General features: G+C 61.2%; 20 protein-coding genes. 7 read left to right on the top strand and 13 right to left on the bottom strand.

Going from position 1 to position 22,878, the window contains the following annotated elements; all coding sequences use genetic code 11:
• The first annotated feature begins 156 nt into the window (after nt 1-156).
• Nucleotides 157-1,653: a YifB family Mg chelatase-like AAA ATPase gene (locus C4J91_RS26580; protein WP_124364952.1), complete on the top strand. Its 1,497-nt coding sequence runs from the start codon at nt 157-159 to the stop codon at nt 1,651-1,653.
• Between the two features lie 33 nt (nt 1,654-1,686).
• Here the strand turns inward: C4J91_RS26580 and C4J91_RS26585 are convergent, their stop codons facing one another.
• Together C4J91_RS26585 and C4J91_RS26590 are read right to left on the bottom strand one after the other, a co-directional pair.
• On the bottom strand, nt 1,687-3,663 hold the full coding sequence (locus C4J91_RS26585) for a methyl-accepting chemotaxis protein (protein WP_124364953.1): 1,977 nt from the start codon (nt 3,661-3,663) through the stop codon (nt 1,687-1,689).
• Nucleotides 3,664-3,841: 178 nt separating this feature from the next.
• Complete coding sequence (locus C4J91_RS26590; RefSeq protein ID WP_124364954.1) at nt 3,842-4,762, bottom strand: LysR substrate-binding domain-containing protein; 921 nt, start codon at nt 4,760-4,762, stop codon at nt 3,842-3,844.
• A 151-nt stretch (nt 4,763-4,913) separates the two neighbouring features.
• Here C4J91_RS26590 and C4J91_RS26595 point away from each other — a divergent pair, with 151 nt between their 5' ends.
• Nucleotides 4,914-6,317 (top strand): NorM family multidrug efflux MATE transporter, encoded by a 1,404-nt coding sequence (locus tag C4J91_RS26595; RefSeq protein ID WP_124364955.1) that lies wholly within the window; start codon nt 4,914-4,916, stop codon nt 6,315-6,317.
• 127 nt (nt 6,318-6,444) lie between these two features.
• On the opposite strand, the gene C4J91_RS26600 is transcribed toward C4J91_RS26595, so the two are convergent.
• A complete protein-coding gene (locus C4J91_RS26600; protein ID WP_124364956.1) occupies nt 6,445-8,109 on the bottom strand; it encodes a bifunctional diguanylate cyclase/phosphodiesterase in 1,665 nt (554 codons plus the stop codon).
• Nucleotides 8,110-8,374: 265 nt separating this feature from the next.
• Between C4J91_RS26600 and rep the strand changes: the two genes are divergently transcribed.
• A complete protein-coding gene (gene rep, locus C4J91_RS26605) occupies nt 8,375-10,384 on the top strand; it encodes a DNA helicase Rep (RefSeq protein WP_124364957.1) in 2,010 nt (669 codons plus the stop codon).
• Between the two features lie 58 nt (nt 10,385-10,442).
• The gene (locus C4J91_RS26610) at nt 10,443-11,012 is read left to right on the top strand and encodes a xanthine phosphoribosyltransferase (protein WP_003176890.1); all 570 of its coding nucleotides are present in this window, start codon (nt 10,443-10,445) and stop codon (nt 11,010-11,012) included.
• Nucleotides 11,013-11,146: 134 nt separating this feature from the next.
• Here C4J91_RS26610 and C4J91_RS26615 read toward each other — a convergent pair whose 3' ends face one another.
• The 8 genes from C4J91_RS26615 to dadA form a co-directional block, all read right to left on the bottom strand.
• On the bottom strand, nt 11,147-11,989 hold the full coding sequence (locus tag C4J91_RS26615) for an IS3 family transposase (protein ID WP_305955275.1): 843 nt from the start codon (nt 11,987-11,989) through the stop codon (nt 11,147-11,149).
• A complete protein-coding gene (locus tag C4J91_RS27940; protein WP_256658866.1) occupies nt 11,986-12,294 on the bottom strand; it encodes a transposase in 309 nt (102 codons plus the stop codon). Before C4J91_RS27940 ends, C4J91_RS26615 begins: the two co-directional genes overlap by 4 nt.
• 98 nt (nt 12,295-12,392) lie before the next feature.
• Nucleotides 12,393-14,315 carry an acetyl-CoA hydrolase/transferase C-terminal domain-containing protein gene (locus tag C4J91_RS26620; RefSeq protein WP_124364958.1) on the bottom strand — a complete coding sequence of 641 codons (1,923 nt, stop codon included), beginning with the start codon at nt 14,313-14,315 and terminating at the stop codon, nt 12,393-12,395.
• Between the two features lie 138 nt (nt 14,316-14,453).
• Nucleotides 14,454-14,864 (bottom strand): cytochrome c5 family protein, encoded by a 411-nt coding sequence (locus C4J91_RS26625; protein ID WP_124365220.1) that lies wholly within the window; start codon nt 14,862-14,864, stop codon nt 14,454-14,456.
• A 181-nt stretch (nt 14,865-15,045) separates the two neighbouring features.
• Nucleotides 15,046-15,594 (bottom strand): cupin domain-containing protein, encoded by a 549-nt coding sequence (locus C4J91_RS26630; protein ID WP_003176893.1) that lies wholly within the window; start codon nt 15,592-15,594, stop codon nt 15,046-15,048.
• Nucleotides 15,595-15,710: 116 nt separating this feature from the next.
• A complete protein-coding gene (gene alr, locus C4J91_RS26635; RefSeq protein WP_124364959.1) occupies nt 15,711-16,784 on the bottom strand; it encodes an alanine racemase in 1,074 nt (357 codons plus the stop codon).
• 76 nt (nt 16,785-16,860) lie between these two features.
• Nucleotides 16,861-17,214: a RidA family protein gene (locus tag C4J91_RS26640; RefSeq protein WP_124364960.1), complete on the bottom strand. Its 354-nt coding sequence runs from the start codon at nt 17,212-17,214 to the stop codon at nt 16,861-16,863.
• A complete protein-coding gene (dadA, locus tag C4J91_RS26645) occupies nt 17,186-18,487 on the bottom strand; it encodes a D-amino acid dehydrogenase (protein WP_124364961.1) in 1,302 nt (433 codons plus the stop codon). Before dadA ends, C4J91_RS26640 begins: the two co-directional genes overlap by 29 nt.
• A gap of 156 nt (nt 18,488-18,643) precedes the next feature.
• Between dadA and C4J91_RS26650 the strand changes: the two genes are divergently transcribed.
• Nucleotides 18,644-19,132 (top strand): Lrp/AsnC ligand binding domain-containing protein, encoded by a 489-nt coding sequence (locus tag C4J91_RS26650; RefSeq protein ID WP_003176896.1) that lies wholly within the window; start codon nt 18,644-18,646, stop codon nt 19,130-19,132.
• Nucleotides 19,133-19,257: 125 nt separating this feature from the next.
• Here the strand turns inward: C4J91_RS26650 and C4J91_RS26655 are convergent, their stop codons facing one another.
• Nucleotides 19,258-19,611 carry a YkgJ family cysteine cluster protein gene (locus C4J91_RS26655; RefSeq protein WP_124364962.1) on the bottom strand — a complete coding sequence of 118 codons (354 nt, stop codon included), beginning with the start codon at nt 19,609-19,611 and terminating at the stop codon, nt 19,258-19,260.
• Nucleotides 19,612-19,725: 114 nt separating this feature from the next.
• On the opposite strand from C4J91_RS26655, the gene C4J91_RS26660 reads away from it, so the two are divergent.
• Nucleotides 19,726-21,018 (top strand): FAD-binding oxidoreductase, encoded by a 1,293-nt coding sequence (locus tag C4J91_RS26660; protein WP_124364963.1) that lies wholly within the window; start codon nt 19,726-19,728, stop codon nt 21,016-21,018.
• Here C4J91_RS26660 and C4J91_RS26665 read toward each other — a convergent pair whose 3' ends face one another.
• Nucleotides 21,019-21,243 carry a DUF1127 domain-containing protein gene (locus tag C4J91_RS26665; protein ID WP_124364964.1) on the bottom strand — a complete coding sequence of 75 codons (225 nt, stop codon included), beginning with the start codon at nt 21,241-21,243 and terminating at the stop codon, nt 21,019-21,021.
• Between the two features lie 165 nt (nt 21,244-21,408).
• Between C4J91_RS26665 and C4J91_RS26670 the strand changes: the two genes are divergently transcribed.
• Complete coding sequence (locus tag C4J91_RS26670; protein WP_124364965.1) at nt 21,409-22,833, top strand: PLP-dependent aminotransferase family protein; 1,425 nt, start codon at nt 21,409-21,411, stop codon at nt 22,831-22,833.
• Nucleotides 22,834-22,878 lie beyond the last annotated feature (45 nt).

A 22,878-nucleotide genomic window follows, 5' to 3' on the forward strand; every position in this document is an offset into this window, starting at 1 on the left:
CTTTGCTGACACACCGCTATCGGGGGCAAGCCCCCTCCCACATTAGCCCCGCGTTGTCGCCTGGATACGTTCTGTAAAACCTCCCCCGCTTTGCTTTTCCCACCCTCGTCTACCCTTGAATAACCCGCAGGAAGCGGCCCCATTCAAGGATCGAGCATGTCCCTCGCCATCGTCCACAGTCGCGCCCAGATCGGCGTTGAAGCCCCCGTCGTCACGGTTGAAGTGCATATGGCTAATGGCTTGCCATCACTGACGCTGGTGGGCTTGCCTGAGACGGCGGTAAAGGAAAGCAAGGACCGTGTACGCAGCGCCATTCTCAATTCGGCCCTGCAATATCCGCCGCGTCGCATCACCCTCAACCTCGCGCCCGCCGACCTGCCCAAGGACGGCGGGCGTTTTGATTTGGCGATTGCCCTGGGGATCCTGGCGGCCAGTATGCAGGTGCCGGCGTTGATGCTCGATGACGTTGAGTGCCTGGGCGAGTTGGCACTGTCGGGCGAGGTACGCGCGGTGAAAGGCGTTTTGCCGGCCGCACTGGCGGCGCGCAAGGCCGGGCGCACCTTGATAGTGCCCAGGGCGAATGCTGAGGAAGCGTGCCTGGCATCGGGGTTGAAGGTGATTGCGGTGGACCACTTGCTGCAGGTGGTGGCGCACCTGAACGGGCATGTACCGATCGAGCCCTACCAGTCCGACGGCTTGCTGTATTTGAACAAACCTTACCCGGACCTCAGTGAAGTACAGGGCCAGTTGGCTGCCAAGCGTGCCTTGCTGATCGCCGCTGCGGGGGCGCACAACCTATTATTCAGCGGGCCACCCGGCACCGGCAAGACCTTGCTCGCCAGCCGCCTGCCGGGTTTGCTGCCACCACTGAGTGAGCACGAAGCGCTGGAAGTCGCGGCAATTCAATCGGTGGTCAGCCTGGCACCGCTGAGCCATTGGCCGCAACGGCCGTTTCGCCAGCCGCACCACTCGGCGTCGGGCCCCGCGCTGGTCGGCGGCGGATCGAAGCCGCAACCGGGGGAAATCACCCTGGCCCACCACGGCGTGCTGTTCCTCGATGAGTTGCCGGAGTTCGATCGCAAAGTCCTGGAGGTGCTGCGTGAGCCACTTGAGTCGGGGCATATCGTGATTTCCCGCGCCCGCGACCGGGTGAGCTTCCCGGCACGCTTCCAACTGGTCGCGGCGATGAACCCCTGCCCTTGCGGCTATCTGGGCGAACCCAGCGGTCGCTGTCGTTGTACGCCGGAGCAGATCCAACGCTATCGCAACAAGCTGTCCGGGCCGCTGCTGGACCGGATCGATTTGCACCTGACCGTGGCGCGGGAGGCCACGGCACTGAGCCCGGCACAACAGACCGGTGACAACACTGCGAAAGCTTCCGCAGCAGTGGCCGATGCTCGGGAACGCCAGCACCGACGCCAAGGATGCGCCAACGCCTTCCTCGACCTGCCGGGGTTGCGCGAGTACTGCAAGCTGGCAAAGGTTGATGAAGGCTGGTTGGAAAGCGCATGCGAACGACTGACGCTGTCGCTGCGGGCGGCCCACCGGTTACTCAAGGTAGCGCGTACCCTGGCGGACCTGGAACAAACAGAGAACATCGCTCGCCACCATCTGCAAGAGGCCTTGCAGTACCGTCCGGCGGCGAGCACGTGAGCCCTGCGCCCGCGCATTCTGAATGGCGGTGGCTTAGCGGAACCGGTCTACTTCATGCCGCAGGCCCGCCGCCAGGGTCTCCAGTTCCTTGGCGGTGATCGCCAGGTTCGACACCACTTCACGCTGCTCGCTGTTAGCCAGCGCAATGCTCTGCAGGTTGCTGCTGAGCAAGGTCGCGGTGCTGCTCTGCTCCTGGGTAGCGGTGGTGATGGCGGCGAACTGCTGACCAGCCGAGCGGCTCTGCTCGTCGATGCGCGCCAGGGCCGAGGCCACGTCGGCATTGCGCGACAGGCCTTCCTGCATCAGCACATTGCCGTGTTCCATGGTGCTGATGGCATTCCCGGTTTCCTGCTGGATGCTCTGGATCATGCCGGAAATTTCATCAGTGGCCTGGCGGGTGCGCGAGGCCAGGTTGCGCACTTCGTCAGCGACCACGGCAAAGCCACGGCCTTGCTCGCCCGCGCGGGCAGCTTCGATGGCGGCATTCAGCGCCAGCAAATTGGTCTGTTCCGCGATCGACGTAATCACGCCAACGATGCCGCCGATTTCCTGGGAACGCTGGCCCAAAGTGTTGATCACCGTCGCGGTGCTGTTCAGGGCGGTGGCGATATGTTCCAGGGACGACGAGGCCTCCTGCATCGAGGCACGCCCGATGCGGGTCTGCTGGGCATTTTCCTGGGCCAGACGCTCGGTGCTGCCCATGTTGTCAGCGATATTCAGGGAGGTGGCGCTGAACTCTTCCACCGCGCCCGCCATGCTGGTGATCTCGCCGGACTGCTGTTCCATGCCTTCATAGGCACCGCCAGACAAACCGGACAACGCCTGGGCACGGCTGTTGACCTCTTCAGCCGCCTTGCGGATGTGCGAAACCATGGTCGACAGCGCTTCGCCCATCTGGTTGAAGCTGCGCGCCAGCTGGCCGATTTCGTCATGGCTGGAAACATTCAGGCGCGCGCTCAGGTCGCCTGCACCGAGCGCTTCGGCTTGGCGCACCAGGTCACTCAAGGGCGCGAGCTTGCTGCGCAACAGCCACACGGTGGCGCCCACCGCCAACAGCATGGCCAGCACGCTGCCGATGACCAGGCGCAGGCCGACGTCCCAGGTCACTGCACGAATCTCAGCCTTCGGCATGCTTGCCACCACCGCCCAGGGGCCGCCCTCGAACGGTACCGAAACGCTGTAGAAATCTTCGTTCTTGTCGCTCCAGAAGCGCCCTTCACCCGGCTTCTTCGCCAGGTCGAGCATCACCGGAATGGCTTGATCCAAGGCTTGTACACCGGCCGGCGGCACCAGCCAGTGCTTCTGTTCATCCAGCAACGAGAGGGAGCCGGTCTGGCCGATACGGAAGCGCTTGAGATTGTCGAACTGGGCTTTCTGCTCGTCGGTGTAGTCGAAACCGATGAACAGCACCGCAATGACTTTTCCGCTGGCGTCACGCACCGGGCTGTACTGGGTCATGTACGAGCGATCGAACAACACTGCCCGACCGATGTAGGTCTGTCCGCTGAGCACACGCTGGTAGGCCTGCCCCTGGCGGTCCAGCACAGTGCCGATGGCGCGGTTGCCATCCTGCTTGGTCAGGGACGTGCTGATGCGGACAAAGTCATCGCCGCTGCGCACGAATACCGTGGCCACGCCGCCGGACATGTCCTTGAATTCATCCACTTCGCTGAAGTCGTTGTTCAGCAACTGGCTGCCCAGGTAGAGGCTCGGGGTTTGCACACCGGCCACGGCGACTGGCTCGTCTGCACGCACGCTCAAGCCGGCGCCGAAGCGCTTTTCAAACAGCCCGCTCAAACGCTGGGTGCTCTCGCGCAAGGTGCTGTGGAAGGTATTGAGTTGGTCGGCGAGCAGGCGCGCCTCGCTGGCCAGGTGTTCCTCGCGGGTGGCGAGGTTGGCGGTGTCGAGGGAGCGTAAAGCGAAAACGGTACTGCCGCTGATAACGACAGCAAGAATCACGGCCAATGCGAGGCCTAACTGGGAGGCGATCCGAGCGCGAGGTTGAGACATGACAGCTCCTGAGCCGAGGCCAGGATCATCCTGATCTCTTAGCGCTGCTCGGCGAATTATCTGGTGGGAAACGTAAGTGCACGATAGTTCCAACACCCCTACTTCGGCGGAGTTTTACAATACTTGAGCGATTCACAGGGGTATCGCGCAAACGATTGCCGTACACATGCCAAACCCTTCATTCGAGGCGGGCCACTTCGGGCAAAACCATCGCATGCACCTCGCCCTGGAGAAACTCCGCCAAACGCCGCAAGCGCTCACCACCGGGCCGGGTTTTCGGCCACACCAGGTAATAGCTTTCCCCGCTGGCGACGGCCGTTGGCCAAGGCAGGCTCAGGCGTTTCTGGGCGACGTCCTCGGCCACCATCAGCAGGTCACCCATGGACACCCCGTAACCCCGCGCGGCAGCGATCATGCCCAACTCCAGCGTGTCGAACACCTGCCCACCCTTGAGCGAAACCCGGGACGCCAGCCCCATGCGTTCCAACCAGTAACGCCAGTCGCGACGGTCCGGTGTCGGATGCAGCAGTTCGGCCGTTGCCAGCCGCGTCACGTCCCAGGGGCCGTCATCCAAGAGATTGGGCGCGCCCACCGGAATCAGCATTTCGGCAAACAGGTAACTGGCCTCCCAGTCTGCGGGAAAGTGCCCGTTACTGAGCAATACCGCGCAATCGAACGGCTCCTGGTTGAAGTCCACTTCATCGATGCTCATCCACGCACTGGTGAGCTGCACCTCATTGCCCGGCTGCAAGGCCCGAAAGCGACTCAACCGCGCCAGCAGCCAGCGCATGGTCAAGGTGGACGGCGCTTTCATACGCAAGATGTCATCTTCGGCATTCAGGGTATGGCAGGCACGCTCCAGGGCGGCGAAACCTTCGCGCACGCCGGGCAGCAACAAGCGCGCCGCCTCCGTGAGCTGCAGGGTGCGGCCGCTGCGCTGGAAAAGCCGGCAGGCGAAATGCTCTTCGAGCGTACGAATATGCCGGCTGACCGCACTTTGGGTAATCGACAACTCCTCTGCCGCGCGGGTAAAGGAGTGGTGACGAGACGCGGCCTCGAACGCCCGCAGGGCGTAAAGCGGAGGAAGACGACGGGACATTCTGAAAGCTCCGACAGCGCAATCCGCAAACCCTACCAGAATAGTTCAGGCATGAGTTTTAATCATGCAGACGATCGCTTTTATCCTTTTGTGCAATGCGCCCAAAGCGCCGAGAATCAGCCCTCTCCACCTATCTTACCTGTCGAGAGTGATGATCATGCAGCATCCGGTACGTACCGAACTCTGGGCCATTCTGCGGCTGTCGGGGCCGTTGATTGCCTCACAGTTGGCGCACATGCTGATGGTGCTGACCGACACCCTGATGATGGCTCGCTTGAGCCCCGAAGCCCTGGCCGGCGGTGGCCTGGGCGCGGCGAGCTATTCGTTCGTGGCGATTTTCTGCATCGGTGTAATTGCGGCGGTGGGCACCCTGGTGGCGATCCGTCACGGCGCGGGCGACATCGACGGTGCCACCCGGCTGACCCAGTCCGGGCTGTGGCTGGCGTGGTTGATGGCCCTGGCGGCGGCGCTGCTGCTGTGGAACCTGAAGCCAGTGCTGCTGCTGTTCGGCCAGACCGAAACCAACGTGCAGGCCGCCGGGCAATTCCTGACCCTCCTGCCATTCGCCCTGCCCGGCTATCTCAGCTTCATGGCGTTGCGCGGTTTCACCAGCGCTATCGGCAAAGCCACGCCAGTGGTGGTGATCAGCTTGTGCGGCACGGTGGTCAATTACCTGCTCAACCATGCGCTGATCGAAGGCATGTTCGGCCTGCCGAAGCTCGGGCTGATGGGCATTGGCCTGGTAACGGCCATCGTCGCCAATGGCATGGCGTTGGCGCTGATGTGGTACATCCGCAGCAACCGGACCTACGCCGCCTACCCCCTGAGCACCGGCCTGCTGCGTCTCAATACCCACTATCTGCGCGAGCTGTGGCGCCTGGGCCTGCCGATCGGCGGCACCTATGCAGTGGAAGTCGGGCTGTTCGCGTTTGCGGCGCTGTGCATGGGCACCATGGGCAGTACGCAGTTGGCGGCGCACCAGATTGCCCTGCAGATCGTCTCGGTGGCGTTCATGGTCCCGGCGGGGATGTCCTACGCGGTGACCATGCGTATCGGCCAGCACTATGGCGCCGGGCGGTTGTTGAGCGCGCGCCTGGCCGGGCGGGTCGGCATAGGGTTCGGCGCCATGGTGATGCTGGGGTTTGCCGTGGTGTTCTGGCTGTTTTCCGACCCGCTGATCGGGCTGTTCCTCGACCATGACGACCCGGCCTTTCACGAGGTGATCGTGCTCGCCGTCAGCCTGCTGGCCGTCGCGGCCTGGTTCGAGCTGTTCGACGGTGTGCAGACCATTGCCATGGGCTGCATCCGTGGCCTCAAGGACGCCAAGACCACCTTCCTGGTGGGGCTCGGTTGCTACTGGCTGATCGGCGCGCCATCGGCCTGGTTGATGGCGTTCACGTTAGGCTGGGGGCCGACCGGCGTGTGGTGGGGCCTGGCGCTGGGCCTTGCCTGCGCGGCGGTGAGCCTGACGTGGGCGTTTGAGGCGAAGATGAAGCGGATGATTCGACAGGAGCCGGAAATACAAACTGGTTTCCAGACCGCACAGACGCACTAAGGTCCTACTCGATTAGAAATGTGGGAGGGGGCTTGCCCCCGATAGCAGTGGGTCAGCCAACACATTTGTTGCCTGATACACCTCATCGGGAGCAAGCCCCCTCCCACATTTTTAGATTGTGGTTTATTCAGCCCAACAACGCCTGCTGGCCCTTGCCAAACGTCAGGTACTCCACCAGCTCGGCCAGTGGCAGCGGTTTACTGATCAAGTAGCCCTGGGCTTGATCGCAACCAAACAGCCTCAAAAGCGCAAGCTGCTCAGCGGTCTCCACGCCTTCGGCCACCACTTCCAGGTTGAGGTTGTGGGCCAGGTTGATCATGGCGTGCACCAGTTTGCGATTCTCTTCGCGCTCTTCCATGCCGCCGACGAAGCTCTTGTCGATCTTCAACAAGGCAATCGGCAGGCTGTTGAGGTGCACGAACGATGAGAAACCGGTACCGAAGTCATCCAGGGAAAACCGCACGCCGAGGCGACCGAGGGCGTCCATGGTCTGTTTGACCAGGTCGCTGCGACGCATCACGGCGGTTTCGGTCAACTCGAACTCCAGCCATTGCGCTTCTACGCCACGCTCGGCAATCAGCCGACTGAGTGTCGAGAGCAGTTGACTGTCCTGAAATTGGCGAAACGACAAGTTGACCGCCATGTGCAACGCCGGCAGGCCACGTTCGCGCAGGTCCTGCATGTCGCGCAGGGCACGGGCAATAACCCAATACCCCAACGGCACGATCAGGCCACTTTGTTCGGCCAGGGGCACGAACTCGCTCGGTGGCAACAGGCCACGCTCGCCGTGGCGCCAACGCACCAAGGCTTCCAGGCCCACAATATGCCCATCGTCCAGGTCAAGGCGCGGCTGGTAGTGCAGCTCCAGCTCATCGCGGCGCAACGCACGGCGCAATTCGCTTTCCAGGTCGGCCAGGCTGCGCGCGTTGCGGTTGATGCGTTCGTTGAAGATATGAAAGGTACAGCCCTGGGTGCTTTTGGCCTGCTGCATGGCGATATGGGCGTGCCACATCAACGGGTCGGCCCCGGCGCGGGCGCGGGCATGCGCCACACCCAGGCTGCAGCCGATCAGCAGGCTTTCACCGTCCACCCAGTAAGGCTCGGCCATGACTTCGGTGATGCGCTCGGCCATCCACTCGGCGCGCTGGGGCGCACGGCGGGTGTCGATCAGCAGCGCGAACTCATCGCTGCCCAGGCGCGCCAATTGGTCACCGGCTTCAAGCTGGCTCTTGAGCCGCGATACCACCTGCAGGATCAAGCGGTCGCCGGCCTGATGACCGAGGGCATCGTTGGCGTGACGGAAATTGTCCAGGTCCAGGTGACCGAGGGCCAGGCCGCGACCTTCGTTATCCGCCAGCCGCGCCGCCAGCAAGGTCTGGAAACCCTGGCGGTTGGCGATACCGGTGAGCGGGTCCTGTTCGGCCAGGCGCTGCAACGTGTTCTCCAGTACGCCACGCTCGCGCACATGGCGCAGGCAGCGGCGCAAGGTATCGGCGTCCAGCACGGAATGGACCAGCCAATCGCTGACACCGAGCGGCGAAACCAATGGTTCCTGTTCCAGCAACAATACACACGGCAAGCTGCACCGGCCCGGGCCGGGTTGCAGAGGGGGCGTGGTCAAGAGCACCGCACCGTGGTCATCGTCGAACAGACGACTCACCGAGTCCCAGTTGGGCGCGCTGATCAGCACAGCCCCGTCGCCCATCGGCGCCAGGCACTCGCGCAACAACGCTGCCCACTCAGGCTCATCGGCCAGCAGCAGCAAACGCAAGGGTTCGACAGGCGTAGACAAGCTAGCTCCCTAGACTCTGCAAGAATTCGTTGGCGGTGGCATTATGACGTGCGGTCTGACAATGACCAATGCCTGACAAATGATAGGTGCTATCAAACACGCAGACTGTGAAAAATAGTCGCAATACCCCGCACATCCTGCGGCAAAGTAGCAAAACCGGCAAATTTAGATCGAGTGGTACGTCACACCGTCGATCCAGGGCAGCAGAAACTTGCCAGCCTGTTAAAATGCCCGCCCTTTTGAACGACGACTCCCCGAACTCTGTATGTCCCGACTCAATCCCCGGCAGCAAGAAGCCGTGAACTACGTCGGCGGCCCTCTATTGGTGCTCGCCGGTGCTGGCTCCGGCAAGACCAGCGTGATCACCCGCAAGATCGCGCACCTGATCCAGAACTGCGGCATCCGCGCCCAGTACATCGTCGCCATGACCTTTACCAACAAGGCGGCGCGGGAAATGAAAGAGCGCGTCGGCACCCTGCTCAAGGGTGGCGAAGGCCGTGGCCTCACCGTGTGTACCTTCCACAACCTTGGGCTGAACATCATCCGCAAGGAACATGCGCGACTGGGCTACAAACCGGGCTTTTCGATCTTCGACGAGGCCGACGTCAAAGCCCTGATGACCGACATCATGCAGAAGGAATACGCGGGCGACGACGGCGTCGACGAGATCAAGAACATGATCGGCGCCTGGAAAAACGACCTGGTCCTGCCCGCCGAAGCCCTGGAAGCCGCACGCAACCCCAAGGAACAGACCGCCGCCATCGTCTACACCCACTACCAGCGCACGCTCAAGGCGTTCAATGCGGTGGACTTCGACGACCTGATCCTGCTGCCGGTCAAACTGTTCCAGGAACACAAGGACATCCTGGAAAAGTGGCAGAACAAAGTGCGCTACCTGCTGGTGGACGAATACCAGGACACCAACGCCAGCCAATACCTGCTGGTGAAGCTGCTGATCGGTACACGCAACCAGTTCACCGTGGTGGGCGACGACGACCAGTCGATCTACGCCTGGCGCGGTGCGCGCCCGGAAAACCTGATGCTGCTCAAGGACGACTACCCGTCCCTGAAAGTGGTGATGCTGGAGCAGAACTACCGCTCCACCAGCCGTATCCTGCGCTGCGCCAACGTGCTGATCTCGAACAACCCCCACGAGTTTGAAAAACAACTGTGGAGCGAGATGGGCCATGGCGACGAGATTCGCGTGATCCGCTGCCGCAACGAAGACGCCGAAGCCGAGCGCGTGGCCGTGGAAATCCTCAGCCTGCACCTGCGCACCGACCGGCCTTACAGCGACTTTGCGATCCTGTATCGCGGTAACTACCAGGCCAAGCTGATCGAGCTGAAGCTGCAGCACCACCAGGTGCCGTATCGCCTGTCGGGCGGCAACAGCTTTTTCGGGCGTCAGGAAGTGAAAGACCTGATGGCCTACTTCCGCCTGATCGTGAACCCGGACGACGACAACGCCTTCCTGCGCGTGATCAACGTGCCGCGGCGGGAAATCGGTTCGACGACCCTGGAAAAGCTTGGCAACTACGCCACTGAACGCAAGATCTCGATGTACGCCGCCACCGACGAAATCGGCCTGGGCGAACATCTGGACACGCGCTTCACCGATCGCCTGTCGCGCTTCAAGCGCTTCATGGACAAGGTCCGTGAGCAGTGCGCCGGTGAAGACCCGATCAGCGCCCTGCGTAGCATGGTCATGGACATCGACTACGAAAACTGGCTGCGCACCAACAGTTCCAGCGACAAGGCTGCGGACTACCGCATGGGCAACGTCTGGTTCCTGATCGAAGCCCTGAAGAACACCCTGGAAAAAGACGAAGACGGTGAAATGACCGTTGAGGACGCCATCGGCAAGCTGGTGCTGCGCGACATGCTCGAGCGTCAGCAGGAAGAGGAAGACGGCGCCGAAGGTGTGCAGATGATGACGTTGCACGCATCCAAGGGCCTGGAATTTCCCTACGTGTTCATCATGGGCATGGAAGAGGAAATCCTCCCGCATCGCTCCAGCATCGAAGCCGACACCATCGAGGAAGAACGGCGCCTGGCCTACGTGGGCATTACCCGTGCGCGTCAGACACTGGCCTTCACCTTCGCTGCCAAGCGTAAGCAATACGGCGAGATCATCGATTGTGCCCCCAGCCGCTTCCTCGATGAGTTGCCGCCGGATGACCTGGCCTGGGAAGGCAACGACGACACCCCGACCGAGGTGAAGGCCGTTCGCGGCAACAGCGCCTTGGCTGATATACGCGCGATGTTAAAGCGCTAGAATCGACTACTTTTTAATCTACTTTCGGCGCCTGTTGCGCTAACAGAGGAAGCTTTCCGTGGAAGCACTGCACAAGAAAATTCGCGAAGAAGGCATCGTGCTTTCCGATCAGGTACTCAAGGTTGATGCCTTTCTGAACCACCAGATCGATCCGGCACTGATGAAACTGATTGGCGACGAATTCGCCGCGCTGTTCAAGGACTCCGGCATCACCAAGATCGTCACCATCGAAGCCTCAGGCATCGCCCCGGCGATCATGACCGGCCTGAACCTCGGCGTGCCGGTGATCTTCGCACGCAAGCAGCAGTCCCTGACACTGACCGAAAACCTGCTGTCGGCGACGGTGTATTCCTTCACCAAGAAAACCGAAAGCACCGTGGCAATTTCCCCACGCCACCTGACCAGCAGCGACCGCGTACTGGTCATCGATGACTTCCTGGCTAATGGCAAGGCCTCCCAGGCGCTGATTTCGATCATCAAGCAAGCGGGCGCGACCGTCGCCGGCCTGGGCATCGTTATTGAGAAGTCGTTTCAGGGTGGCCGTGCGGAACTCGATGCCCAGGGTTATCGGGTTGAGTCGCTGGCGCGGGTGAAGTCGCTGGCGGGTGGGGTTGTGACCTTTATCTGATTCAACACAGCTCAAAATGTGGGAGGGGGCTTGCCCCCGATGGCAGTGGGTCAGCCAACCTTTTTGGTGACTGATACACCGCTATCGGGGGCAAGCTGAACTGGTCAAGTAATCCCGGACACCGATTACGGTGTTTATGCCGCTTTTTGCTCCATGGCTATTGGCGACAGGTAGTTGTTGTAGCTGTGGAGCCTGATTCGGTTGTATCGCATGAAGAAGCTGGTCATATCCTGCTTGGCTTCTTCAACTGTCATATAGCCCTTGGTGGGCACCCACTCTGATTTGAGCGTCCCGAAGAAACGCTCTATTGGTGCATTGTCCCAGCACTGCCCTCTGCGGCTCATGCTTTGGGTTATCCCATACTCCAGCAACGCGGACTGAAAGAGCTGGCTGGTGTATTGGCAGCCTTGATCCGAATGAAACATCAAGCCTGCATGTTTGCCTCGAACCTCCACCGCCATTCTCAGAGCCTTGCTAACCAGGTTGGCGTCATTGATCAGAGAAAACGCCCAGCCAACGATTCGGCGGGCGAACAGATCAATGACCACTGCCAAGTGATACCAGCGTTTCCCAACCATTAGGCTGGTAACGTCGCCGCACCAGACTTGATTAATTGCGGTTGGCTCGAAGTTACGCTCAAGCAGGTTCTTGGCCACAAATGCTTCAACGCCTCTAGAGCGATATTGATGGCGGCGGCGCTGTCTGCTGGCCAGATTTGCCTCCGCCATAAGTTTTCCGGCCAGATGCCGACCTACCTTGATCTGCTGGGCCTTCAAGTGCTGAGAGATCATCCGTGCACCTGCACTTCCCCGGCTTTCGTCATGCAGTTGCACGACTTTTGCTCTAAGCGCGTCACGCTTGGTATTTGGCTCTGAGCGACGCTTAAGCCAGTCATAAAACGCGCTGCGGGAAACGCCTAGCGCACTGCAAAGCAGGCTGGTCGGATATAAACTCGACTCCCTCAGTTCCTCGATCAGGAAAAACGATCGGGATCCGACATCAAGAGAGCCGTAGCCTTTTTTAAGATTTCAGCCTCACTCTCCAGGCGCTTGACCTTGGCTCGTAGCTGTTGAAGCTCTCGCTGTTCATCGCTGATAGCCTTGGTACCTGCCACTGGCTGCCCTTTGTGACGCTCTTTACGAACCTGATCAACCCAGCGGCGCAGAGCCGTAGGGCCAACGTCCATCGATGCACAGACGTCGGGAACTGAACAGTTATCATCAAGAACCATGCTTGCAGCACGTTGCTTGAACTCGTGGGTGTAGGTCTTTCGCTGTTGCATGGAACCTCCTGATTGGGCGAATCATATCGCCCTTAAGAGGTGTCCGGGATCATTAGGCCAGTTCAAGCCCCCTCCCACATTTGCCTTGTGTTGGAATGTTAGTGCGCGGTGGCCTGTAGGCCGGCGAGTAACAGGCGCTGGTACAGGTCCTCCTTGAACCCCTCCGGCTGATCCAACCGCATCCGCTCCAAGTGCTTGGGAAACGCCTCCGGCTCCGGCGCATCCAGCGCCGCCTTGCCCAGTTCCAGCATCTCCGTGAGCTTGAATTTGCTCTTGAGCCAATTCAGAGCACGCAACAGGTCCCGCTCCTCATCCGTGAAATCACTGCCCAACGGGTATTCCGGGAACAGTCGCCGATGCTTGGCTTGAATCGCCTGGAGCCGTTGCGGTGTGTTGTCGGCAAAACGCGGGTCCAGCTTGAAATCCTTGGGCAGCTTGCCGGCTTTTTGCGCCTGTTCGATCAAGCCTTCCTGGAAGCGCGAGTCAGTGACATTGAGCAACGCCTCGATCACCTGGGCATCCGTCTGACCGCGCAAATCGGCAATCCCGTACTCGGTAATGACGATATCCCGCAGGTGCCGGGGAATGGTGCAATGGCCGTACTCCCAGACGATATTCGAACTGACCTCCCCCGCCGACTCGCGCCAGCTGCGCAGGATCAGGACCGAGCGTGCGCCTTCCAGCGCGTGGCCCTGGGCAACGAAGTTGTACTGCCCGCCCACGCCGCTGAGCACGCGGCCATCTTCCAATTGGTCGGCCACACCGGCGCCGAGCAGGGTGACCATGATCGCGCTGTTGATAAACCGTGCGTCCTGGCGCTGTAAACGCTTGAGCTCTTCCTGGCCGTACAGCTCGTTGATATAGCTGATGCGGGTCATGTTGAATGCCTGCCGCCTGGCGTGGCTCATCTCCTGCAAGCGCTGGTAGAAACTGCGCGGGCCGAGGAAGAAACCGCCATGGATCGAGATGCCATCAGGCTGCGCCGCATCGTCGAGCAGCCCCGCGTTGGCCTGCTCCTGGGTTGCCACATCCGGGTACACCTTGCGCCGAATGATTCCGGCATCGGCCAGCACCAGCAAGCCGTTGACGAACATTTCGCTGCAACCGTAAAGGCCACGGGCGAATGGCTCAACGCCGCCTTCACGGCTGATCAAGGGCGCCCACTGATACACATCCAGGTCGGTCAGCAACAATCGATAGGCTTCGTTATCGGCCTGGCGCGCCAGCAATGCGGCGGTCAGCGCGTCGCCCATGGAGCCGATACCGATCTGCAAGGTGCCGCCATCACGCACCAGCGTGCTGGCATGCAGGCCGATAAAGTGGTCCTGGAAGCCCACCGGCATATTTGGCGTGGAGAACAGCGTGGTGCTGTCTTTCTCATCGAGCAGGTAATCGAAGGCGTCCATGCCCAACTCGGCATCGCCGGGCATGTAGGGCAAGTCGCTATGGACCTGGCCGACGATCAGGATGGTCTCACCCGCCGCGCGCCGCTTGGCGATCATCGGCAGCAGGTCGAGGGTGATATCCGGGTTGCAGCTCAGGCTCAGGCGGTCGGGGTGCTCGGCGCTGCTGGCAGCCAGTTGCGCCACCAGGTTCAGGCCGGCGGCGTTGATGTCCCGCGCGGCATGGCTGTAGTTGCTGCTGACGTAATCCTGCTGCGCCGAGTCGCTGTGGAGCAGGCTGCCGGGCTGCATGAAGAACTGCTGCACGCGAATATTCTTCGGCAGGCTGTCCGTGTGCAGGTCAGCGAGGAAATCCAGCTCGGGGTAATCGCCGAATACCCGCTCGATAAAAGGTTCGAGAAAGCGCTTCTGCAACCCGTCGCCTATCGTCGGCCGGCCCAGACTCAATGCGGTGTAGATCGTCAGCGCGCGCTCGGGCAGCTTGGCGATACGCCGGTAGAGCGCATTGGCGAAGAGGTTGGGTTTGCCCAAACCCAGGGGCATGCCCATGTGGATATGCGCCGGCAAGCGCGCCAGTACGTCGTCAACTGCTTGCTCGATTGAACACAACTGCACCATCCGACTGCTCCCGAACATTCCATGAATTGGGGTTGGACCGAGCTTGCCGGGTCTTTGCTGCAATGAACAGCCACGAAACGCAAATCGCGGGCACAAAAAAGCCGCTCGTGAGCGGCATTTTTGGCGAAGATCTGCGAGTTAGAGCCCGGACATCTTCTTGATCGCGCCCTTCAGATCGTCATCCGAGCAATCCGCGCAAGTGCCCTTGGGCGGCATGGCATTGATGCCGGTGATCGCCTTAGCGAGGATGCCGTCAAGGCCGCCCTGGTGATCGGCGCGCTCTTTCCACGCGGCGGTATCGCCAACTTTCGGCGCTCCCAACAAGCCGGTGCCGTGGCAAGCATTGCAGTGCTTGGCGATGATCTCGTCCGGGGTTCTCGCCCCACCGCCGCCCGCCGCGACCGCGACTTCCATGCCCTTGCATTCCTGGCCCTGGACACACACCTGGCCCACAGGCTCCAGGCGCTTGGCGATGTCATCGTTGGTCGCAGCTTGAGCGCTGACAGCCCACAGGGCCAGTACGGTTGCTGGTGCAGCCAGCATTTTCATAATTAGGTTCACGCGTTCACCCTCAATGGTGGCTATTCACGCCTGCGGCCACGGTTTCACAGGCGGCGAAAGTATAGCGGTTAGCCCGCCCGGCCGAAACAACCCTATTAAATAAAGGGAGATTCAGCCTCGCGGTGTACAACTGCGCGAACCCCTGCAACGCTGGCAGGGCGCCTCTGTTTTAAAAGTTCGCGGGTGTGGCTGCGCTGATTAGTCGCGCCGGCACGTCGAACGGATTGCGAAAACGATGGGGCTTGGTGCTTTCAAAGTAGTAGCTATCGCCTGCTTCGAGCACAAAAGTTTCAAGACCGACCACCAGTTCCAGGCGCCCCTCCACCAGAATCCCGGTTTCTTCGCCTTCGTGGGTGAGCATTTCTTCGCCCGTGTCGGCGCCTGGCGGGTAGATTTCGTTGAGGAACGCGATTGCCCGGCTCGGGTGCGCTCGGCCGACCAGCTTCATGGTGACGGCACCGTCGGAGATGTCGATCAGCTCATTAGCTTTATAGACGATCTGCGTCGGTATTTCCTGGAGGATCTCTTCGGAAAAGAACTCGACCATGGACATGGGAATGCCGCCCAGGACCTTGCGCAGGGAACTGATCGAGGGGCTGACGCTGTTTTTCTCGATCATCGAAATGGTGCTGTTGGTGACGCCCGCGCGCTTGGCAAGCTCGCGCTGGGAAAGACCTTTGAGTTTACGGATGGATTGCAGTCGTTCGCCGACGTCCAATGCAGGAGCCTCCTAGGATTCAGGCTTTGTTGTAATTGAGCGTTATCATGGCGACAGCGTTCAGTATTTACAACACTTGGGCCTAAATCCCGGACAGCTGTATTCGTACTGGGCGATCAAGCGCCGCAATAGAGCCTTGGCACCCGGCGCAGGTTGCAGAAGATCTGGTAAGGGATGGTGTCAGCAGCGGTCGCGACATCGCTGGCGAGGATGTGCTTGCCCCACAATTCCACTGTGGAACCCAGGCCCGCCTGGGGCACATCCGTCAGGTCGACGCAGAGCATGTCCATGGACACCCGGCCCAGCAACTGGCTGCGCTGGCCGGCGACCAGCACCGGCGTGCCCGTCGGCGCGTGGCGCGGGTAGCCATCGGCATAGCCCATGGCAACCACGCCGATACGCATCGGCTTGGGTGTGACGAACCTGGCGCCGTAGCCTACCGGCTCGCCGGCTGGCAGTTCGCGCACGCAAATGATCTTGGACTCCAGGGTCATCACCGGCTGCAAACGGGCAGCGACGGCCTGGTCGTCACCAAAGGGCGTGGCGCCATAGAGCATGATGCCTGGGCGCACCCAGTCGCTGGGCACACTCGGCCACCCCAGGACGGACGGTGAATTGCGCAGGCTCACCTCCGCCGCCAGCCCTTGGCGGGCCGCTTCGAATACCGCCACTTGTTCGTTGCTGCTCACGCAATCGAGTTCATCGGCGCGGGCGAAATGGCTCATCAACACGATCTTTGCGACGTTGCCGCTGGCCAGCAGGCGCTTATACGCCTCCTGGAAATCCTTGGGATGCAGGCCGACACGGTGCATGCCCGAGTCCAGCTTGAGCCAGAGGGTCAACGGTTGGCTCAGCGTGGCCTGCTCGATAGCCTCGAGTTGCCACAGCGAATGCACCACGCACCACAGGTTTTGCTCGACGATCAGCGACAGCTCGTCGGCTTCGAAAAAACCTTCCAGCAGCAGCACCGGCGCACGTATCCCGGCGGCGCGTAGTTCCAGGGCTTCTTCGATGCACGCCACCGCGAACCCGTCAGCCTCGGCCTCCAGCGCCTGGGCCACGGGCACCGCGCCATGCCCGTAGGCATCGGCCTTGATCACGGCGAGGGCTTTGGCCCCGCTGACTTCGCGGGCCAGTTGGTAGTTGTGGCGCAGGGCTTGAAGGTCGATCAGGGCACGGGCAGGACGCATGGCGGCAGGCTTCTAGGCGGCAGAGTAAAAAAACCGGTGCCGACCAACAACGTCGGCGCCGGGAGAGGGATTCAGGTTAAGGCAGCGCAGCCACGACGGACAGCTCTACCAGAATGTTCGGCTCACACAATTTGGCTTCAACCGTAGCGCGAGCGGGCGCGGCGCCTTTGGGCAGCCACGTGTCCCACACCGCGTTCATACCGGCGAAGTCGGCATCGATGTCCTTCAAATAGATGGTTACCGACAGCAACCGGGTCTTGTCGGTGCCGGCCAGGTCCAGCAGACGCTCGATGTTGGCCAGGGTTTCACGGGTCTGCTGCTCGATGCCGGCATTCATGTCGTCGCCGACCTGGCCTGCCAGGTACACGGTGCCGCTGTGAACGACGATCTGGCTCATGCGCTCATTGGTGAGCTGGCGCTGGATTGACATGTCTTGCAGACTCCTGGTGGTTGCCGTAACGGGAAATAGCGAGGCCTTCGGCGCTGATCTGCGGGGTTTTCTTCGCCATCAGGTCAGCCAGCAAACGACCGGAGCCGCATGCCATGGTCCAGCCGAGGGTGCCGTGGCCGGTATTCAGGAACAGGTTCTTGAATGGGGTGCCGCCGACAATCGGTGTGCCATCGGGTGTGGTCGGGCGCAGGCCGGTCCAGAAACTGGCTTGGGCCAAATCGCCGCCCTGAGGATAAAGGTCGTTGACGATCATCTCCAGGGTTTCACGCCGGCGCGGGTTGAGCGACAGGTCAAAACCGGCTATCTCAGCCATGCCGCCGACGCGAATGCGGTTGTCGAAACGGGTGATCGCGACTTTGTAGGTTTCGTCGAGGATCGTCGAGGTAGGCGCCATTGCCGGGTTGGTGATCGGCACGGTCAGCGAATAGCCCTTGAGGGGATACACCGGCGCCTTGATCCCCAGCGGCTTGAGCAACTTCGGCGAATAACTGCCGAGGGCCAGCACGTAGCGGTCGGCGGTTTCCAACTTGCCGTCGATCCACACGCCATTGATGCGGTCGCCTGCATGATCGAGGCGCTGGATGTCCTGTTCGAAACGAAACTCAACGCCCAACTGGTCGCACATCTGCGCCAGGCGTGTGGTGAACATCTGGCAGTCGCCGGTCTGGTCGTTGGGCAGGCGCAGGGCACCGGCGAGAATATCGGTGACGCTGGCCAGGGCTGGCTCGACCCGAGCGATGCCGGCGCGGTCAAGCAACTCGAAAGGCACGCCGGACTCCTGCAACACGGCGATGTCCTTGGACGCACCATCGAGCTGGGCCTGGGTGCGGAACACTTGGGTGGTCCCCAGGCTGCGCCCTTCGTAGGCAATCCCGGTTTCAGCGCGCAATTCGTCAAGGCAATCGCGGCTGTACTCAGAGAGGCGGACCATGCGCTCCTTGTTCACCGCATACCGGCTGGCGGTGCAGTTGCGCAGCATCTGCGCCATCCACAGGTATTGGTCGATATCGGCAGTGGCCTTGATTGCCAGCGGCGCATGGCGCTGCAGCAGCCACTTGATCGCCTTGAGCGGCACGCCCGGCGCGGCCCATGGCGACGCGTAGCCTGGGGATACCTGGCCGGCGTTGGCGAAACTGGTTTCCATGGCGGCAGCGGGTTGGCGGTCGACCACGACGACTTCAAAGCCGGCCCGCGCCAAATAATAGGCACTGGTCACCCCAATGACGCCGCTACCCAAGACCAGAACGCGCATTTTTATATCCTCACCACGGGCTGAGCCGCTGACGTGTGTTATTCGAGCAATGATGGACGCAGTGTAAAAAACAATCGCCAGTGCATTTCACTATATAAATGCCTATATTTGGCGACAATTCTCGGCACAAACCGTTTTAACAGAGGCGTATCCCCTATGCGTACCAACACCCAGACCAAGCGGGAGCTGGACAAGATCGACCGCAATATCCTGCGCATCCTGCAAACCGATGGGCGCATTTCGTTCACGGAACTGGGCGAGAAGGTCGGGCTGTCGACGACGCCGTGCACCGAGCGGGTACGCCGGCTGGAGCGCGAGGGGATCATCATGGGCTACAACGCGCGGCTCAATCCGCAGCATTTGAAGGGGAGTTTGCTGGTATTTGTCGAGATCAGCCTGGATTACAAGTCCGGCGATACGTTCGAAGAGTTCCGACGCGCCGTGCTCAAACTGCCCCATGTGCTGGAGTGCCATTTGGTGTCCGGGGACTTCGACTATCTGGTGAAAGCGCGGATTTCCGAAATGGCTTCGTACCGCAAATTACTCGGCGATATCCTGCTCAAGTTGCCCCATGTGCGCGAATCCAAGAGCTATATCGTGATGGAAGAAGTGAAGGAAAGCCTGAACCTGCCGATTCCGGACTGACTGACACAACTCATTCAAATGTGGGAGGGGGCTTGCCCTCGATTGCAGTGGTTCAGCCAGCCTGTGTGTGCCTGGTGTATCGCAATCGGGAGCAAGCCCCCTCCCACATTGACTGAGTACACCTGCTATACCAGTACTTGCCGGGTGCTCGCCATGTACTCATGGATCTGCTTTTCCACCCGTGGGTGAATCAGCTCCACAGGGCGCCGACCATTCGGGCATGGCAGGGTCTTGGTGGTGCCAAACAGCCTGCAGATCAACGGGCGCTCGTCGTAAACCGTGCAGCCGTTCGGCCCCAGGTGCACGCAGTTCAGCTCATCCATTGCAGCTTCCTGCTCGGCGGCCGTCTTGCGTGGCAGGCGCGACATTTCCTCGGGCGAGGTGGTGACCGGCCCACAGCAGTCGTGGCAGCCAGGGACACACTCGAACGAAGGAATCTGTCGGCGCAGGGCGCTGACTTTCTGACTGTTGCAACTCATCGACACCTACACCCTACCGCGAACAGGCCTGGATTCTGCCGTAAAACGGCGCGCACAGACAGCTCCGTCGGACCGTTGTATCCTGCGTCAAATTTTCCAAACAGGGAGGCCCCCATGACCGCCAGCGCCCGGCACACCGCGTCCTACTACGCCGCCAGCAGCGTGCCGCACCCCGATTACCCGGCGTTGACGGGCGAGGTGCGCGCCGATGTCTGCGTGATTGGCGGGGGGTATTCCGGGCTCAATACCGCCCTGGAACTGGCCGAGCGCGGCTTCAGCGTGGTGCTGCTGGAAGCGCGCAAAATCGGCTGGGGCGCCAGCGGGCGTAACGGCGGCCAACTGATTCGCGGCGTCGGCCATGGCCTTGACCAGTTCGCCAATGTGATCGGCACCGACGGCGTGCGCCAGATGAAACTGATGGGCCTGGAAGCGGTGGAGATCGTGCGCGAGCGTGTCGAACGCTTCCAGATCCCCTGCGACCTGACTTGGGGCTACTGCGACCTGGCCAACAAACCCCGCGACCTGCAGGGCCTCGCCGAAGACGCCGAAGAGCTGCGCAGCCTGGGTTATCGCCATCCAGTGCGCCTGCTGCAAGCCAGCGAAATGGCCAGCGTGATCGGCTCCGACCGCTATGTGGGCGGGATGATCGACATGGGCTCCGGGCACCTGCATCCGCTGAACCTCGCCCTGGGCGAAGCCGGCGCAGCGCAGCAACTGGGCGTGAAATTATTCGAGCAGTCGCAAGTGACGCGCATCGACTACGGCTCGCAGGTCAAGGTGCACACCGCCCAGGGCCAGGTACACGCCAAGACCCTGGTGCTGGCCTGTAACGCTTACCTCAATGACCTCAACCCACACTTGAGCGGCAAAATATTGCCCGCAGGCAGCTACATCATCGCCACCGAGCCCTTGAGTGAAGCGCAAGCCGCCCGCCTGTTGCCGCAGAACATGGCGGTGTGTGACCAGCGGGTAACGGTGGATTATTTCCGCCTGTCCGCCGACCGCCGCCTGTTGTTCGGCGGCGCCTGCCACTATTCCGGGCGCGACCCGAAAGACATCGGCGCCTACATGCGGCCAAAGATGCTGCAGGTATTCCCGGAATTGGCCGATGTGAAAATCGACTACCAATGGGGCGGCATGATCGGCATCGGCGCCAATCGGTTGCCGCAGATCGGACGCCTGGCGGATCAACCCAATGTGTATTACGCCCAGGCCTATGCCGGCCATGGCCTCAACGCCACACACCTGGCGGGCAGGTTGCTGGCCGAAGCCATCAGCGGCCAGCAGCAAGGGCGCTTCGACCTGTTCGCCCAGGTGCCGCACATGACTTTCCCTGGCGGCAAATACCTGCGCTCGCCGCTGCTGGCCCTGGGGATGCTCTGGCACCGCCTCAAAGAACTGGCCTGATCAATCGCGCCAGAACGGTTTCAAGCCTTCATGGCGCGCCTGTTCTGCCGTCAGGCCCACGTCGCGCAACTGCTCGCGCGTCAGCGTCAGCAACGCCTTGCGGGTATGACGGCGGCGCCAGAACAGGCTCCAGCGATTGTCGGCAGGCATAGACAACCTCCGCTCCTGCGCTGCTTCCAGTTCCTGACCATGTAATGCCAGCCGTACATCGCTCATGCCGTTCATTTACCGCCCCCTCGTTAGCGTGCCGCCTTGAGTGACTAGGATGAGCCCGCGACCAAAACCAATACAGATTCAACCTCCCTTTATTAAATCCATACAGATGCTGCTATGAACGGCTGAATCCTGTATTTTCCATCTATCTGTATTGGTCTGCTGGGAGTGGCCGCCGTGACCCTGTACGTCAACCTCGCTGAATTGCTGGGCACCCGCATCGAACAAGGCTTCTACCGCCCCGGCGACCGACTGCCCTCCGTGCGGGCCTTGAGCGTGGAGCATGGGGTCAGCCTGAGCACCGTGCAGCAAGCCTATCGATTGCTGGAAGACAACGGCCTGGCGATGCCCAAGCCCAAGTCCGGCTATTTTGTACCGGTGGGCCGTGAACTGCCGGCGCTGCCCGAGGTGGGTCGCCCTGCCCAGCGGCCGGTGGAAATTTCCCAGTGGGACCAGGTGCTGGAGTTGATCCGTGCCGTGCCGCGCAAGGACGTCATACAGTTGGGCCGTGGTATGCCGGATGTATTGTCGCCGACTATCAAGCCATTGCTTCGCAGCCTGGCCCGCGTCAGTCGTCGCCAGGATCTGCCGGGGCTGTATTACGACAATATCCTTGGCTGTATGGAATTGCGCGAGCAGATTGCGCGACTGTCATTGGATTCCGGTTGCCAACTGACTGCCGAAGACATCGTCATCACCACGGGCTGCCATGAGGCCCTTTCCACCAGCATCCGCGCCATTTGTGCGCCCGGCGATATCGTTGCGGTGGATTCACCGAGTTTTCACGGCGCCATGCAGACCCTCAAGGGCCTGGGCATGAAAGCCTTGGAAATCCCCACCGACCCGATCAGCGGGATCAGCCTTGAAGCCCTGGAACTGGCGCTGGAACAGTGGCCGATCAAAATCATCCAGCTCACCCCCAACTGCAACAACCCCTTGGGCTACATCATGCCGGAGGCGCGCAAGCGCGCACTGCTGACCCTGGCCCAGCGCTTTGACGTGGCGATCATCGAAGACGATGTGTATGGCGAACTGGCCTACAGCTACCCGCGCCCGCGCACGATCAAATCCTTCGACGAGGACGGCCGGGTGCTGCTGTGCAGCTCGTTTTCCAAAACCCTGGCGCCTGGGCTGCGCATCGGCTGGGTCGCGCCGGGGCGTTACTTGGAACGGGTGCTGCACATGAAATACATCAGCACGGGCTCTACCGCCACGCAGCCGCAGATTGCGATCGCCGAATTTCTCAAAGGCGGGCATTTCGAGCCCCATTTGCGCAGGATGCGTACGCAATACCAGCGCAATCGCGACCTGATGCTCGACTGGGTCAGCCGCTACTTCCCCGCCGGCACGCGCGCCAGCCGGCCCCAGGGCAGTTTCATGCTGTGGATAGAATTGCCGGAGGGCTTCGATACCCTGAAACTCAACCGCATGCTGATGGAACAAGGCGTACAGGTGGCGGTAGGCAGCATTTTTTCTGCATCCGGCAAGTACCGTAATTGCCTGCGCATGAACTACGCTGCCAAACCGACCCCACAGATTGAAGAGGCCGTGCGCAAGGTCGGTGCCGCTGCGCGCATCCTGCTGGCCGAATCGGCGGACTGACCTTTTCCGAGCAATTGCCGTCATATGCCGACAACCGCCCTGACC

Source organism: Pseudomonas sp. R3-52-08 (assembly GCF_003851745.1).
Taxonomy (GTDB): Bacteria; Pseudomonadota; Gammaproteobacteria; order Pseudomonadales; family Pseudomonadaceae; genus Aquipseudomonas.